The 14,396-nt window shown below is 73.1% G+C and carries 13 protein-coding genes; 7 read left to right on the top strand and 6 right to left on the bottom strand.

Features of this window, described 5'->3' with window-relative positions:
- Window positions 1-75: 75 nt before the first annotated feature.
- The 3 genes from VSH64_RS02590 to VSH64_RS02580 are packed head-to-tail and all read left to right on the top strand — an operon-like array spanning window position 76 to window position 2,157.
- Window positions 76-1,032 carry a TIGR04222 domain-containing membrane protein gene (locus VSH64_RS02590; protein WP_326833832.1) on the top strand — a complete coding sequence of 319 codons (957 nt, stop codon included), beginning with the start codon at window positions 76-78 and terminating at the stop codon, window positions 1,030-1,032.
- The gene (locus VSH64_RS02585; protein WP_326833831.1) at window positions 1,025-1,828 is read left to right on the top strand and encodes a DUF692 domain-containing protein; all 804 of its coding nucleotides are present in this window, start codon (window positions 1,025-1,027) and stop codon (window positions 1,826-1,828) included. The genes VSH64_RS02590 and VSH64_RS02585 overlap by 8 nt, the downstream gene beginning before the upstream one ends.
- Entirely contained in the window at window positions 1,825-2,157 is a 333-nt protein-coding gene (locus VSH64_RS02580; protein ID WP_326833830.1) for a hypothetical protein, read from the top strand. The genes VSH64_RS02585 and VSH64_RS02580 overlap by 4 nt, the downstream gene beginning before the upstream one ends.
- A 38-nt stretch (window positions 2,158-2,195) precedes the next feature.
- Here VSH64_RS02580 and VSH64_RS02575 read toward each other — a convergent pair whose 3' ends face one another.
- The 4 genes from VSH64_RS02575 to hemE form a co-directional block, all read right to left on the bottom strand.
- Window positions 2,196-3,593, bottom strand: a complete 1,398-nt coding sequence (locus VSH64_RS02575; protein WP_326833829.1) for a CoA transferase — start codon at window positions 3,591-3,593, stop codon at window positions 2,196-2,198.
- A gap of 5 nt (window positions 3,594-3,598) precedes the next feature.
- Entirely contained in the window at window positions 3,599-4,291 is a 693-nt protein-coding gene (gene hemQ, locus VSH64_RS02570; RefSeq protein ID WP_326833828.1) for a hydrogen peroxide-dependent heme synthase, read from the bottom strand.
- A gap of 69 nt (window positions 4,292-4,360) precedes the next feature.
- Window positions 4,361-5,770 (bottom strand): protoporphyrinogen oxidase, encoded by a 1,410-nt coding sequence (hemG, locus tag VSH64_RS02565; RefSeq protein WP_326833827.1) that lies wholly within the window; start codon window positions 5,768-5,770, stop codon window positions 4,361-4,363.
- Window positions 5,767-6,864, bottom strand: a complete 1,098-nt coding sequence (hemE, locus tag VSH64_RS02560) for a uroporphyrinogen decarboxylase (RefSeq protein ID WP_326833826.1) — start codon at window positions 6,862-6,864, stop codon at window positions 5,767-5,769. The genes hemG and hemE overlap by 4 nt, the downstream gene beginning before the upstream one ends.
- Before the next feature lie 275 nt (window positions 6,865-7,139).
- Here hemE and VSH64_RS02555 point away from each other — a divergent pair, with 275 nt between their 5' ends.
- The 3 genes from VSH64_RS02555 to VSH64_RS02545 all read left to right on the top strand — a co-directional run bounded on the left by VSH64_RS02555 (window position 7,140) and on the right by VSH64_RS02545 (window position 10,444).
- A complete protein-coding gene (locus VSH64_RS02555) occupies window positions 7,140-7,703 on the top strand; it encodes a DUF3000 domain-containing protein (protein WP_326833825.1) in 564 nt (187 codons plus the stop codon).
- A 687-nt stretch (window positions 7,704-8,390) separates the two neighbouring features.
- On the top strand, window positions 8,391-9,107 hold the full coding sequence (locus VSH64_RS02550) for a response regulator transcription factor (RefSeq protein ID WP_033291604.1): 717 nt from the start codon (window positions 8,391-8,393) through the stop codon (window positions 9,105-9,107).
- Window positions 9,108-9,178: 71 nt separating this feature from the next.
- Window positions 9,179-10,444, top strand: a complete 1,266-nt coding sequence (locus VSH64_RS02545; protein ID WP_326833824.1) for a ribonuclease D — start codon at window positions 9,179-9,181, stop codon at window positions 10,442-10,444.
- Window positions 10,445-11,101: 657 nt separating this feature from the next.
- Here the strand turns inward: VSH64_RS02545 and VSH64_RS02540 are convergent.
- Together VSH64_RS02540 and VSH64_RS02535 are read right to left on the bottom strand one after the other, a co-directional pair.
- Complete coding sequence (locus tag VSH64_RS02540; protein ID WP_326833823.1) at window positions 11,102-12,052, bottom strand: hypothetical protein; 951 nt, start codon at window positions 12,050-12,052, stop codon at window positions 11,102-11,104.
- A gap of 16 nt (window positions 12,053-12,068) precedes the next feature.
- Window positions 12,069-12,734 carry a TetR/AcrR family transcriptional regulator gene (locus VSH64_RS02535; RefSeq protein WP_326833822.1) on the bottom strand — a complete coding sequence of 222 codons (666 nt, stop codon included), beginning with the start codon at window positions 12,732-12,734 and terminating at the stop codon, window positions 12,069-12,071.
- A 160-nt stretch (window positions 12,735-12,894) separates the two neighbouring features.
- Between VSH64_RS02535 and VSH64_RS02530 the strand changes: the two genes are divergently transcribed.
- Window positions 12,895-14,394, top strand: coding sequence for an amino acid permease (locus VSH64_RS02530; protein WP_326833821.1), 1,500 nt, complete (start codon window positions 12,895-12,897; stop codon window positions 14,392-14,394).
- Window positions 14,395-14,396 lie beyond the last annotated feature (2 nt).

Below are 14,396 nucleotides of genomic sequence, written 5' to 3'. Positions count from 1 at the left end.
CGGCGTCAGTTGTGCCGACCCCGCCGGCGAACCGGCTCGGTAGGGTCGCGCGACCGAGGGGTGAGGAGGCAAGCCGTGGACGATTCCTGGGGGATTCCGGGGCCGCAGTTCCTGCAGTGGTACGGAATCGCGCTGGCCGTGGTGCTCGTGGTGCAGGTGGCGTGGCCGCGGCTCGCCCGCACGCGCACGGTCGAGCACGTCGGTGAGCTGCCGGACGTCTATCACCTGGCCTACCTCGCCGGCGGGCCCGAGCGGGTGGCCGACACCGCGATCGCGCAGTTGGTGGACCGCGGCCAGCTGAGGGTGAACAGCGAGGGACTCGTGACGGCCGTCGGGAAGCGGCCGTGGACCAAGATCGAGCGTTCGGTGTTCGACGGCGCCAAGAGCGCGGCCGGCGGCACCACGCGCAGCCTGCGGGCCAAGGCCGCGCGGTCGAAGGCGATGAGCGACCTCCTGTCCGGCCTGCGGCGCCAAGGGCTGGTGACCGACGGCGAAGAGCTGCGGCCCTTCCGCCGCGCGATCTTCCTGGCGTACCTGGCGCTGCTGGCCGTCGGGCTCGCGCGGTTCCTCACGGGCGCGGTCCGCGATCGGCCGGTCGGCTTCCTCGTGCTGCTGCTCCTGGCTTCGATCGTGCTCACGATCGTCGCGGGTGTGCTGCGCGGCCGGAAGAAGGTGCGGGTTTCCGCGGCGGGCCAAGGGGTCCTCACGCGCGCCCGGGTCGCGAGCCGCACGCAGGACGCGGCGCTGCTCGGGGTGGCGCTCGCCGGGGCGGCCGGGGCCGTGGCGCTCGGCGGGCTCGCGATGTACCCGGACCACGAGCTGAGTGCGGCGCTGGTGCCACCGTTCCAGCCGTTCGCCGGCGGCGGCGGATCGAGCGGCGGCGGAGGGTTCTGGGGCAGCGGCTCGTCGTCGAGCGGGTCTTCGTGCAGCGTGTCCTCGTCCTGCAGCAGTTCGTGCAGCAGTGGTTCTTCCTGCAGCAGCGGGTCTTCGTGCGGTTCTTCGTGCGGTGGCGGAGGAGGCTGCGGTGGCTGAGCGGCTGGGGGTGGGCCTCGGCTGGCGGACCGAGCTGGACCTCTCGATCGCCCGACTGCCCGGCGTCGACTGGGTCGAGGTCGTGGCCGAGAACCTGCACGCGCCGCACCTGCCGGCGAGCCTGCTCGCGTTGCGGGAGCGCGGGATGCCGGTGCTGCCGCACGCCGTTTCGCTCTCGCTCGGCGGCGCCGAACCGTTGGACACGAACCGCGTGGAGCACCTCGCCGAGCTGGCGCGAGCACTGGACGCACCGCTGGTGAGCGACCACGTGTGCTTCGTCCGCGCGGGCGGCCTCGACTCCGGGCACCTCATGCCGCTGCCCCGCACGCGCGAGGCGCTCGACGTGCTCGTGGCCAACGTCCGCCTCGCACAGTCCATTGTGGATGTCCCCTTGGCACTGGAGAACATCGCGGCGCTGCTGCAGTGGCCGGAGAACACGTTGTCGGAAGAGCACTTCCTCACCGAGCTGACCGAGCGCACCGGCTGCCTGCTGATCGTCGACGTGGCGAACCTGTACGCCAACGCCCGCAATGTCGGCACCGACCCGGTGGCGTTCCTCGACGGCATCCCCTGGGAGCGCCTCGCCTACGTGCACATGGCCGGCGGCGTCGAGCGCGACGGCGTGTACCACGACACGCACGCGCACCCGATCGTTCCCGAGGTGCTCGACCTGCTCGCCGAGCTGCGCCGCCGCACCGACCCACCGGGCGTGCTGCTCGAACGCGACGACGACTACCCCACCGACTCCGAGCTGGCCGCCGAGCTCGCCACCCTGCGCGCGACGGTGACGGCGTGAGCCGCGAAGCCCTCGCCGCCCGGCAGGCGGCCCTGCTCCACGCGCTGCTCACCGGCGCGCCGCCCCCGCCGGGCTTCGCCCCCGACCGCCTGCGCCTCGAAGCCGACGTACTGCTGACCAAACGCCGCCGGCTCGTGGCACACCTGCGCCCGGACCTCGCGGAAACCCTCGGCGAGCGGTTCGGCGCGCTGTTCGCCGCTTATGCCGCCGAGCACCCGAAAACGGACGCGATCCGCGCCCGGGACTACGCCGACGCGTTCGCCGCCTGGCTCGCCGCTCGGGGCGACCTCCCGCACGCACCGAAACGCCGGCGCTGGTTCACGCGCTGACCGGACTCGACCGACGCCTTACCCGGCGCCTCACCCGGTCAGGCGCCGGTCGGTACCGTCGCCGGGTCCGGTGTGCCGACCGGATGCCACACCGCACTGTCCGACCCAGGCAGGTGCGACGCGTGATCCCACCGCGGCGGCGCGCCCGGCAACCCGCCCGCCATCCGCACCCGCGTGAGCTTGCCGAAGCCGCTGTCGACGTCCTCGAGCAGATCGTCGAAGTCCGCAGTGGACGCGACAGGTTCCTTGCGCCCCAGTGAATCCAGCCACCGGCCCGTGCCGGCGAGCGACAGGCGTACGTTCCAGCTGCCGCCTTCGACGACCGAGCGGCGCACGGCCGTCATGATCGCGGCGGCGGCGAGCCAGCCCGTGGTGTGGTCGAGCGCCTGCGCGGGCAGCGGCACCGGATGGTCGGCGCCGGTCATACGAGCGCCTTCCTCGGCGATGCCCGACGCCATCTGCACCAGGCTGTCGAAGCCGCGGCGCCGCGCCCACGGGCCCGCCCAGCCGTAGGCCGAAAGATCGGCCGTGACGAGACCCGGCCGCAGCTCGGCCATGTCCTCCGGACCGAATCCGATTCGAGCGAGCGCGCCGGGGCGGAAGGACTGCAGCACCACGTCGGCGCGCGCGATGAGCTTCTTCAGCTTCGCGCGGCCGCCTTCGGTGTCGAGCGCGACGAAGGCCGAACGCTTGCCCTGGCCGGTGTCCATGGTGAGCGCGGGGATGCGCGGCAGGTGCGCGGCGCCGACGTGCAACACGTTGGCGCCGTGGGCCGCGAGCACGCGCCCGGCGACGGGGCCGGCCAGCACGTGCGTGAGCTCCAGCACCCGCACGCCGCCCAGCGGCCGGTCGGAGTCGAAGAGCGTGTTCTTCGGCGCCTCGCCGACCTGGCGGATCTCGGCGATCGGCAGGCCGGCCACGGCCTGGCCCTGCGGGTGCGCGAGCCACTCTTCGCGCGAGCGCATCACCGCGGCCGCGCCGCCGGCGGTGACCACGGCCGACTCGACCTCGGCGGCCGTCTTGGCGGCCACGGTCTTCGTCACGGCGTCGAGCTTCGCGGGCACGCCGAGCGACCAGCACACGGCGGCCTCGTGGCGCCGGTAGTTGGCGTGCAGGCGGACCCAGCCGTCGCAGGCCCGGTAGTCGCCCGAGAGCGGGCCCCACACGTCCGGCGCCGGCGCGCCGTCCACGCGCAGGAGCCGTTCGCTGAGCACGCTCGCGGCGGCGTGGCGCGCGTCGGCCGACACCGTGCCGGGGTCGATGCCGCGCAGCCGCAGCAGCTCGGCGGCCGCCAGCGTGGCGGCCGCGACACCGGCCGTCGCGGCGGCCTCGACCCGGAAAGTGCCGGGCAGCACGGATTCCGCACCGTTCAGGGACACGGCCGGGAGGGGTTCGCCGGTGAGCGTGTGCCACACCCCGGCCAGCACGTCCTGCACGGCGGTTACGGCAGTGCCGCGACGAGCTCGGCGGGCGCCACGCGCGTGCCGGTGTAGAACGGGATCTCCTCGCGCACGTGGCGGCGGGCCTCGGTGTTGCGCAGGTGGCGCATGAGGTCGACGATGCGGTGCAGCTCGTCGGCCTCGAACGCGAGGATCCACTCGTAATCGCCCAGCGCGAACGACGCCACGGTGTTGGCGCGCACGTCCGGGTAGTCGCGGGCTTCCTTGCCGTGGTCGGCGAGCATCTTGCGCCGCTCGTCGTCCGGCAGCAGGTACCACTCGTAGGACCGCACGAACGGGTACACGCAGATGTACTTGCGAGCCTCTTCACCGGCGAGGAACGCCGGGATGTGGCTCTTGTTGAACTCCGCCGGGCGGTGCAGCGCGACCTGGCTCCACACCGGGGTCGACGCGCGGCCCAGCGGCGTGCGCCGGAAGCCGTTGTAAGCGGCCTGGACCTGCTCGATCTCCTCGGCGTGCCACCACACCATGTAGTCGGCGTCGGCGCGCAACACGGACAGGTCGTAGACCCCGCGCACGACCACGCCCTTGTCGGCGAGCCCGTCGAGGAACTCGGCCGTCTCCTGGCCCGCCGTGCCGCGACCTTCGCCGAGGCGCCCGGCCTCGACCCGGAAGACCGACCAGGCGGTGTACCGGATGCTGTCGTTGAGCTCGTTGTAGTTCAGCCGCGCCATACCTGCATCCTCCCACCGCTCGGCTCGCGGACGCCAAGCGGCTGGCCTCACGTCACACCCGGCCCCACGTCACACCGTGAAGCTCGCCGCGATCCGCTTCGCCGCGGCGTCCGCGGTGGCGACGCAGGCCGGCAGCCCCACGCCGTGCAGCGTCGCGCCCGCCACGGCCAAGCCCGGCAGCTCGGCGACGGCGGCTTCGATCCGCGTCACACGCTCCAGGTGCCCGGAGCCGTACTGCGGCAGCCCGCCGCCCCAGCGCGTGACCAGCGTGTCGAGCGGTTGCGCGGTGACGCCGGTGAGGCGCGCGAGGTCGTCGCGCACCGCGTGCACCAGCGCATCGTCGTCGCCGGTCAGCGCGCCGCGCTCGCCGAAGCGGCCCACGGACCCGCGCACGAGCACCGGGCCGGCGGCGCCGTAGTGGGCCCACTTGTTGGCGGAGAAGGTGAAGGCCTTCGACGCGTACGGCACACCGTGCTCGTCGCGCTCGCCCGCGCCGATGAGGATGCCGGACGCATCGGGAAGTTCGGTGCCCGGCGGCAGCGCCAGCGCGACCACGGCCATGGACGCCAGCTCGACCTCGCCGTACGCCGCCGACGCGGCCGGGGCGACGTCGGCGAGCAGCCGGCGCGCGGCGGGCGCGGGCACGGCGAGCACGACCGCGTCGACCTCGACCGGCGTGTCCTCGGGCGCGTGGGCCGGTGCGGCGGCGCCGACGTCGAGCCGCCAGCCCGCCGCGGTGCGGGTGAGGGCGCGGACGGTGGCCGAGGCCCGCACGGTCGCGCGGGACAGCTCGCGCAGCCGGTCCAGCAGCGTGGTCAGGCCGCCGGTCAGCGTGCCGAATACCGGTGCGGTGCCGGGGGTCTTCGGGAGCAGGGACGCGGCCGCCTCGGTGAGCGAGCCGGCGCCCTCGGCCACGGCCTTGGCCAGGCCGGGCATGGTGGCGCGCAGGCCGAGGCCGTCGGCGCCGCCCGCGTACACGCCGCCGAGCAGCGGGTCGACGAGCCGGTCGACCAGCTCGTCGCCGAACCGGGCGCGCAGCAGCGGGCCGAGCGCCAGGTCGGCGTCGGTGAGCTCGACGGGGCCGAGCGAGTGTTCCTTCTCCACGGCGCGGCGGCCGTCTTCCGACAGCACGCCGGCCACCACGTCGGCCGAAGCCGGCACGCCCATCACCGTGCCCGGCGGCAGGCCGGTCACGGTGCCGCCGGCGTGGATCTTGGCGCGCGCCTTCGTGGGGTGCACCAGGTGCTCACCCAGCCCGACCTCGGCGACCAGCGCCGTGACCTCGGGCCGGCGCGCGAGGAACGCCTCGGCGCCGACGTCGTAGGCCACGCCGCCGACCTCGGCCGTGCGCAGTTTGCCGCCGGTCGCCGGGGCCGCTTCGAACACGGTGATCTCCACCGCGTCGCCGAGCAGCGTCCGCAGCCGATACGCCGTGGTCAGGCCCGAGATGCCGCCGCCGACGACGGCGACGTGCTTCACAGCGAATGCACCAGCTCGACCACGCGCGTGAGCACCTCGGGCTCGACGCTCGGCAGCACCCCGTGGCCCAGGTTGAAGATGTGGCCCTCGGCCGCGCGGCCCTCGTCGACGATCCGGCGGACCTCGGCCTCGAGCACGGGCCAGCCCGCGTAGAGCAGCGCCGGGTCGAGGTTGCCCTGCACCACGGCCTTGCCGCCGAGCCGGCGCACGGCCTCGTCGAGCGGCACGCGCCAGTCGACCCCGACCACGTCCGCGCCGGCGTCGCGCATCGCCACCAGCAGCTCACCGGTGCCGACGCCGAAGTGGATCCGCGGCACGCCGTAGCCGGCGACGCCCGCCAGCACCTTCGCCGAGTGGGGCTGCACGAACTCGAGGTAGTCGCGCTCGGACAGCGCGCCCGCCCACGAGTCGAACAGCTGGATCGCGTCGGCGCCGGCGTCGAGCTGCGCGCGCAGGAAGGTGAGGGCGATGTCGGCCAGCCGGCCCGCGAGCTCGTGCCACAGCTCGGGTTCGGCGTGCATGAGGGCCTTGGTGTGCTCGTGGTTGCGGCTCGGCCCGCCCTCGATGAGGTAGCTGGCCAGCGTGAACGGCGCTCCGGCGAAACCGATCAGCGGTGTGTCGCCCAGGCGCTCGACCAGCAGGCCCACGCCTTCGGCCACGCGCGCGACCTGCTCGGGCTCCAGCAGCGGCAGCGCCTTGACGGCTTTCGCGTCGCGCACCGGCTCGGCCACCACGGGCCCGGTGCCGGGAACGATGTCGATGTCGAGGCCGGCCGCCTTCAGCGGCACCACGATGTCGCTGAACAGGATCGCCGCGTCGACGCCGTGGCGGCGCACCGGCTGCAGCGTGATCTCGGCCAGCATCTCGGGGTCGAAACACGCGTCGAGCATCGCGACGCCCTCGCGCAGCTTCCGGTACTCCGGCAGCGACCGGCCGGCCTGCCGCATGAACCACACCGGCGGGTGCACCGGCTTCTCGCCGCGCGCCGCGGCCAGGAGGGGCGCGTCGGGCAGCTCGCGCCGCGCGGGGGCGGCTGCGGTGGTTGCGGGCGCGGCGGACTCGGTGACAGACGAAAGCTCGGGCACGAAGTCCATCGTCCCACGCCTCGCGCGGGGCCCCGGGCGGGGCGGTGCCGACGCCGGGTCCGGTCGCCCCCGCCCGGATCCGGCGGGAGGTCGCCGGGACCGCGCGTGGGGATCCGGTCACGGCGCGACGGCCTCACCAGGCCCGTCGCCGAACTCGCGACACACCCGCCGGATGATCGGGGTTTCCCGTCCGCGACCGGCGGCCGGTGGACCACTGGGCCGGTCGGGTCGTCCCTCGGCGCGCCTGCGTTCGCAACGGGGCGTCGCCGCCCTACAGTCGTTGGGTGACCGCGATGACGCCAGTGCCCGAGCTGTTCCGCGAAGCCGTCGCGGCGCTGAAGTCCGTGCGGCCGCGTCCCGAGGTCCAGCTGGAGACCATGCGGGCGCCGCAGCGGCTGGCACCGTGGTCGTTCGCCGTGAGCTGCGAGGTCGAGGGCCCGGCCGACGTGCTGGCGTCCGGCCGGCTGGTCCTGCTGCACGACCCGGACGGCCAAGAAGGCTGGGACGGCGTGCTGCGCCTGGTCATGTACGTGCGGGCCGAGCTCGACCGCGAGCTGGCCACCGATCCGTTCCTGCCGGCCGTGGGCTGGTCCTGGCTCACCGACGCGCTCGAAGCGTCCGGTGCCACGTGGACGGCGCTCGGCGGCACGGTCACCGAGACCTCCTCGGCGCGCTTCGGCGACATCTCCGGGCCCTCGCGCACCGACGACCTCGAGCTGCGGGCGTCCTGGACACCCACCGACGCCGCCCTGCGGGCCCACGGTTACGCGTTCTGCCAGGTGATGGCGAGCGTCGTGGGGCTGCCGCCGGTCGGCGTCACGCTGTTCGAACAGCGCCAGAGCTCCTGATCCACCGAAGTTCACCCGGACGGGCCGCCCGTCCGGGCCCTTCGCGCGCCCTCAATGCGGCCAGGACGGCCCGGCGTGGTCTGGACAACCTCGCACACCGGCGGCGGACCGAACGCGATTCTGAGAGCCGTTCACGTCCGTCCACCTGGGACCGCACGCGCTAGCACGCACAGACGCCCACGTTCGTGAAGACCCCATGATCACGGGCAGTCATGCCCTGGTCACGCCCGTAATGACCTTCACGACCCCCGAGGCGCCCGCTCAAGATCGCCACGACCCCACCCGGACGCCCCCGAACACCCTCTGTGCAAACGTGAATAAAGTTGATCTTGCCCCGGAAGAGCCGCATTTCTGACGTCTGGTGGACTGCTCACAGGACGTCCGGGCGGAAGCACCCGCAGGTGCACGGCCCACCTGCACGGGCGTTTCGGGTTCGGTAACCCTGTTGCATCGCCTCCGCGAGCGGTTCCGTTAACAACGGACGCAGCACTAGCCCAATCGTGTGAACGCGAACGCCCTGAGTGACGAGTCGTTTCAGATAGATACCCATTCGATCCCCCCGTAACGGCCCTGGGGCGGCTACAGTGCCTTCGACGACACCACTTTCGGTCTAAAGCTGGCGCGGCTGAACGGCCGAAGGTCCCGGTGCCGGTCGGGGGGCACGACCGACTCCAGGGAGGTAGTGACGTGGCTACCGTCGGCTTATCTCAGGCCGTTCGATCCACGCCAGCCGGTGCTTTGCCGGCGAGCATGGTTCCGCACCCGCGGGAAGAGCTCTTTTCCGTGTTGGTGGTCGATGACCACCCGCTGTTGAGGGAGGCAATCGCAGCACGACTCGCACAAATGGGTGCGGGCACGGTCCACGAAGCCGCCACGGTGGCCGAGGCGAGGGCGCGAGCACAGGCCACCGGCCCGTGCGATCTGGCGATCCTCGATCTCGGACTGCCGGACGGCAGCGGCATCGAGTTGGTTACGGAACTCCGTAGCCACGGATGGCCGCGCGTGGTGGTGCTCGCATCGTCCGACGACCCGTACGCGGTTCGGTCGGCGTTCCAGGCCGGTGCCCAGGCATACCTGCTGAAGTCCGCGTCGCCGGTGGTTGTCACCGACGGCGTGCGCAGGGTCCTGGAAGGCGGCGTGTACGCCGATCCCAGCGTGGCTCCGGTCCTGGCGACCGGCACGCGGGTGGCGGGCACCGACAACACCCCGCGTGAGCTCTCCGCCCGCGAGGTGGAGGTGCTCCAGCTCGTCGCCGACGGGCAGTCGAACAAGGAGATCGGGGAGGAGCTTTCCCTCTCCGCTCTCACCGTGAAGTCGCACCTTTCCCGCATCGGGCGCAAGCTCGGCACGGGCGACCGGGCACAGATGGTCGCATTGGCAATGCGCGCCGGTGTGATCCGCTGACGAAGGCAGACAGAGGCCCTGCGGGGCGGGCGGACCAGGCGCGGTACGCCCGTCCCGTAGGGTCGTCAGCTATGGGAAGTGCACAGGCGGACGGCGCCCGGACCGGAGAGACCACCACCGAGGACGCCGGATCGCCCGTGCTGCTACGCGAGCCCGCCGAAGGCACACCCCCCGTGGTGGTCGACGCGGCGGAGCTCGCCGAGGCGTGCGCGCGGCTCGCCGCGGGAACCGGCGCCGTGGCCGTGGACACCGAACGGGCGTCCGGCTACCGCTACTGGCCCAAGGCCTACCTCGTGCAGCTGCGCCGCGAAGGCTCCGGCACGGTGCTGATCGACCCGATCGCACTGGCCGACGACCTCGCCCCCCTGCGGGAAGTCCTCAACGACACCGAGTGGGTGCTCCACGCCGCCAGCCAGGACCTGCCGTGCCTGGCCGAGCTGGACCTGCACCCGAAGTCCCTCTTCGACACCGAGCTGGCCGGCCGGCTGGCGGGCTACGAGCGCGTGGCCCTGGGCACGCTGGTCGAGCTGCTGCTCGGCTTCACGCTCGAGAAGGGCCACAGCGCGGCCGACTGGTCGAAGCGGCCGCTGCCCGTCGACTGGCTCAACTACGCCGCCCTCGACGTCGAACTCCTCAACGAACTGCGCGCCAAGCTCGAGGTCGAGCTGGAGGCGCAGGGCAAGCTCGAGTGGGCGCGCCAGGAGTTCGAGAACGTCCGCACCGCTCCCCCGCCCGCCCCGCGCGCCGAGCCGTGGCGCCGCACGTCGGGCGTGCACAAGATCCGCAACCCGCGCGGCCTCGCCGCCGTGCGCGAGCTGTGGCAGGCCCGCGACGAACTGGCCCGCAAACGCGACCGCGCGCCCAGCCGCATCCTGCCGGACAGCGCCATCGTCAACGCGGTGACTTCGGATCCGAAAACCGTCGAGGAGCTGCAGGCCCTGCCGGTGTTCAGCGGCCGCGTGCAGCGCAAGTACACGGCCAGCTGGCTGCGGCACCTGCAGGCGGCCAAGGCGCTGCCCGCAAGCGAGCTCCCCAGCCCGACCCAGCCTTCCGACGGCCCTCCCCCGGTGAACCGCTGGGCGGACAAGGACCCGGACGCGGCTGCTCGTCTGGCTGCCGCGCGCACAGCTCTGGCGGCGATCGCGGAAGACCGCCGGTTGCCGGTGGAGAACCTGATGCTGCCGGACCTCGTGCGGCGGACGTGCTGGCGGCCGCCGGCGGATCTGTCGGAGGACGGGGTGGCCGAGGTGCTGCGCGCTGGTGGGGCTCGGCCGTGGCAGGTGGAGCTGACGGTGGGGGCGTTGAGCAAGGCTCTGCACACGACGGCTGCTGCCTGAAATTCACGTCGCTGGCGAATCGGGCACGGTTCGCGCAGAGCGACGGCAGGACCAGAGTCGGTTCCCCGGTCTCGGCGGCAGGCAACCTGGGCGAGTCAGACCCCTCGCCGCGTCCACCCACGCGATGGCGGCAACGATCCTCCCGATTTCCGCGCGACCAGTCCGCGCTTGGCCAGCGCGAGGTCAGAGCTCCCTGAGCCACGCCGCCGCCTCCGACGTACGCGAGTGGCGGGTCCGTGGCCACGCCGGCGATCACTGGTTCCGGGCCGCGGAGGGCTTCTCCGCGGTCGCCGCCGCGGGTGGCAGCGCGCGAGGGTCGCTTGCGCGGCGAGGAGGGCGGGCCGGCCGGGCGGCGGCGGGGCGCGGGCTTCGCCTTCCGAGGCAGTGGGCAGCCAACCTCCGTGTGAGCGCCAGGCGGTGAGCCGCGTGGGCCGAGACTCCGGAGAAAGTGGCGGGCGAGCGGCGAGAACCAAGCGCAATCAGGCAGCGGCCTCCTCTGCTTCGCGCCCGAGAAGCAAGGCAGCGGCAAGGACGTGTCTGAACCGGTCGGTGCCGTGGCACGCGAAACGCCGCGACTTCCGGATCCGCGTGCATCTGCGGCAGCGTGCCGCGGCTACGCGGCACCCGCCACGACCAGCGGCACCCTCCGCGAGTGGGTCAGCCCCAGCGGTTCAGAACCTCCTGCGCCGCAACCACTTCCGGATGGCCCACCGGCCACGCCACCGCATCAAGCACCGCGCGCGCGTGAAACGCCGCCACCTCCGGATCCGGGTGGATCTGGGCCAGGGTGCCGCGGTTGCGCAGGACCTGGCGCCAGCCGCCCCAGGACTGGGTGATCAGGTCGGTCAGCACGGGGACCGCGGAGGCGTGGTCGTCCGCGAACACGAGGGTGTCCGCGAGGCATTGGCGGAAGAAGCCGTGCCGAGGGTGCCGGGCCGCGAGTGCGCGCAACGCAGGCACCGAAGCCGCAGCAGCGCCCAGTTCCGCGACGATTTCCAGGCGCGCCGCCTCCGCCCAGTCCAAGTCGAAGGGCTTCTTCAAGAACGGCACGATCTTCTCGGCCAGCTCACGCAAAGCCTCGTCCTGCCGGTCCGCGTCGCACAACGCGATCAGGTCGCCGAAGCGCACTTCGCGTGTCAGGGGGTCTGCGTCGCCCAATTCAGCGGCGCAGTAGCGGACCAGGGAAGCCGAAGCGGCGACTTGCTCGTCCACGCGCTGGGCCACGCCGAGGCACTCCACGAGCATCCGGCGGCACCAGATCGTGGCGGCTTCGGCGCCCCAGACGTCCTCGTAGACGCCCTCGGTTTCGGCGAGCAGGGGCACGGCCTCGTCGGGGCGGCCCTGGCCGGACCACGACAGCGCGAGGTACACCCACAGGCCCAGGGTCTCCTTGCTGCGGGGCCCGAACTCGCGGGTCATCGGCGGCACCAGCGAGCGGAGCGCCGGCTCGGCGTCACGCCAGTGGCCGAGTTCGCCCAGGCGCACGGCGAGGCCGAGGCGCTCCCGCAGGTCACGGGAGCCGTCGCGGCCGTCGGAGCGGGCGAGGGCGGTGCGCAGGGCGCTGACCTCGTCGTAGGGCACCGAACCGAAGAGTTTCACGAGTACCACGTGTCCACGATGCGCATTATGTCCGATCGATCAAGGTCAGCAGGGAGCGGGCCGCCGTCCGGAGCGGGTCGTCCGGTTCGCCGGCGCCGGCGAGGCGCACCACGGCGTCGGCGGCTTCGCGGGCGTGGGCCTCGACGTCGAGCGAAGGGTCGTCGCGGCGGGTGATCGCGGTGCTCTCCACCAGGCCGAACACCAGGTCCGTGCGAGTGCGCGGCGCGTCCGGCCGGACGGCGGCCACGAGGGTGCCGTAGCGGGCCTTGAGCTCGGCCCGCTCCGCGCGGAACCCCGCGAGGTTCGGCGACGACACCTCGGGCAGCAGGTACAGGGCGCCGATGTTGTGCCGGGCCCCGCCGAGCAGCCGCACGTCCGCGTAGGCCAGCGCCCAGAGCCGCACGGCGGGCGGCTCCGACGAGGACACCAGGCCGGTGGCCACGGCGAGCGAGGGCCGGACGGTGGCCGCCAGCAGCTCGGCGAGCACATCCTCCTTGGCCGGGAAGTGGTAGTAGAGCGACGCCTGGCGCAGGCCCGCGCGCTCGGCGATCGCGCGGGTGGTGGTCGCCGCGTAGCCCGCGCCGGTGAACAGCTCGCCCGCGGCGTCGAGCAGGGCCTCACGCGCGTCCTGACGGCTCGCCACCGCCCCGCTCGCGCGGGGCCGCCCCACCCCGGTCGCCTTTCCGTCCACGCTCACGATCCTGCCAGGCGCCCGGTCGTGTTACGCGCCACAACCCCCTCCGGAAACACGCGTTAACAGTCGCCTTACGCGCGCGAGACGGCACCGACCCACCGGCGGCTTAATTTCGGTCATCCGATCGAAATCCCCGCCAGCAGACGGGAGCCTCCCCATGCCCGCGCCCCCGGTCCCCTCGGACGACCTCACGCACTTCGGCTATCGCCAAGAGCTTCGCCGCAGCTTGGGCGGCTTCTCCGCGTTCGCGGCCGGCTTCTCCTTCGTCTCGATCCTCACCACCGTGTTCCAGCTCTTCGGCTTCGGCTACACCTTCGGCGGCCCGCTGTTCTTCTGGTCGTGGCCGTTCGTGCTCGCCGGGCAGCTGCTCGTCGCGCTCGTGTTCGCCGAGCTGGCCGCGCGCTACCCGCTCGCCGGCTCCGTGTACCAGTGGGCCAAGCAGCTCGCACGCGGCTTCGGCGGCTGGCTCGCGGGCTGGATGATGCTGCTCGGCTGCGTCGTCGCGCTCGCCGCCGCAGCGATCGCGCTGCAGATCGTGCTCCCCTCGGTGTGGAGCGGCTTCCAGCTCGTCGGCGGCGACCCGTCGGTGACTTCGCCGACCGGCGCCACGAACGCCGTGCTGCTCGGCACCCTGCTGATCGTCTTCACCACGGTGGTCAACGCCGCCGGTGTCCGGGTGATGGCCCGGATCAACGACGTCGGGGTCGCCGCGGAGCTGATCGGCGTCGTCGTGCTCATCGGCGGCCTGGCGCTGTTCGCCGTACGCGGGCCGCAGGTCGTGGTGCACAGCGTCGCGGTGAGCGACGGCGCCTCCGCGGCCGGGCTCGGCGGCGTGCTCGCTTCGGCGCTGATGGCCGCCTACGTGCTGTACGGGTTCGACACCGCCGCCTCCGTCGCGGAAGAAACGCGCGACGCCCGCCGAACCGCCCCGCGAGCCGTGCTGCGCGCGGTGCTGGTGTCCGGGCTCGGCGGCCTCGCCGTGGTGCTCACCGCGCTGATGGCCGCGCCGAGCCTCACGGACGGCGAGCTCGCCGGCCACGGCCTCCCGTACGTGATCACGGCCGTCTTCGGCGACACCTTCGGCCGGATCTTCCTCGCCGACGTCGCGATCGCCGTGGTCGTGTGCACCCTCACCATCCAGACCGGCACGATCCGGCTGATCTACGCGATGGCCCGCGACAACGCGCTGCCGTTCTCCGCGCGCCTCTCCGGCGTCAACCCGCGCACCGGCACACCGCTGTGGCCCGCCGTCGTCTCCGGCGCGCTGGCGATCGGGCTGCTCGGCGTGAACGTCGGCAACCCCACGCTGTTCAGCACGATCACCGGCACCTCGGTGGTCGTGGTCTACCTCGCGTACCTACTCGTGACCGGTCCGCTGTTGCTGCGCCGGCTGCGCGGCCGGTTCCCCGCCGAGCCCGGGCTGTTCTCGTTGGGGCGCTTCGCGATCCCGGTGAACGTCGCCGCGGTCGCCTACGGCGTGGTCATGATCGTGAACATCGCCTGGCCGCGAGCGGAGATCTACGACCTCACCGGCTCGGGTTCGCCCTGGCTGCTGCTCTTCCCCGTCGAATTCGTCGGCGCTGCCCTGCTGATCGGCTGGTTCTGCTGGCTGCGGTTGCGCCGCAGCAGCGCCCCGGCCCTCGAACCCGCGGTCTGAGA

The organism is Amycolatopsis rhabdoformis (genome assembly GCF_035918295.1).
Taxonomy (GTDB): domain Bacteria; phylum Actinomycetota; class Actinomycetes; order Mycobacteriales; family Pseudonocardiaceae; genus Amycolatopsis; species Amycolatopsis rhabdoformis.
Note: the sequence above shows the minus strand (reverse complement) of the source record. Positions and strands in the feature narration are given on the sequence as shown.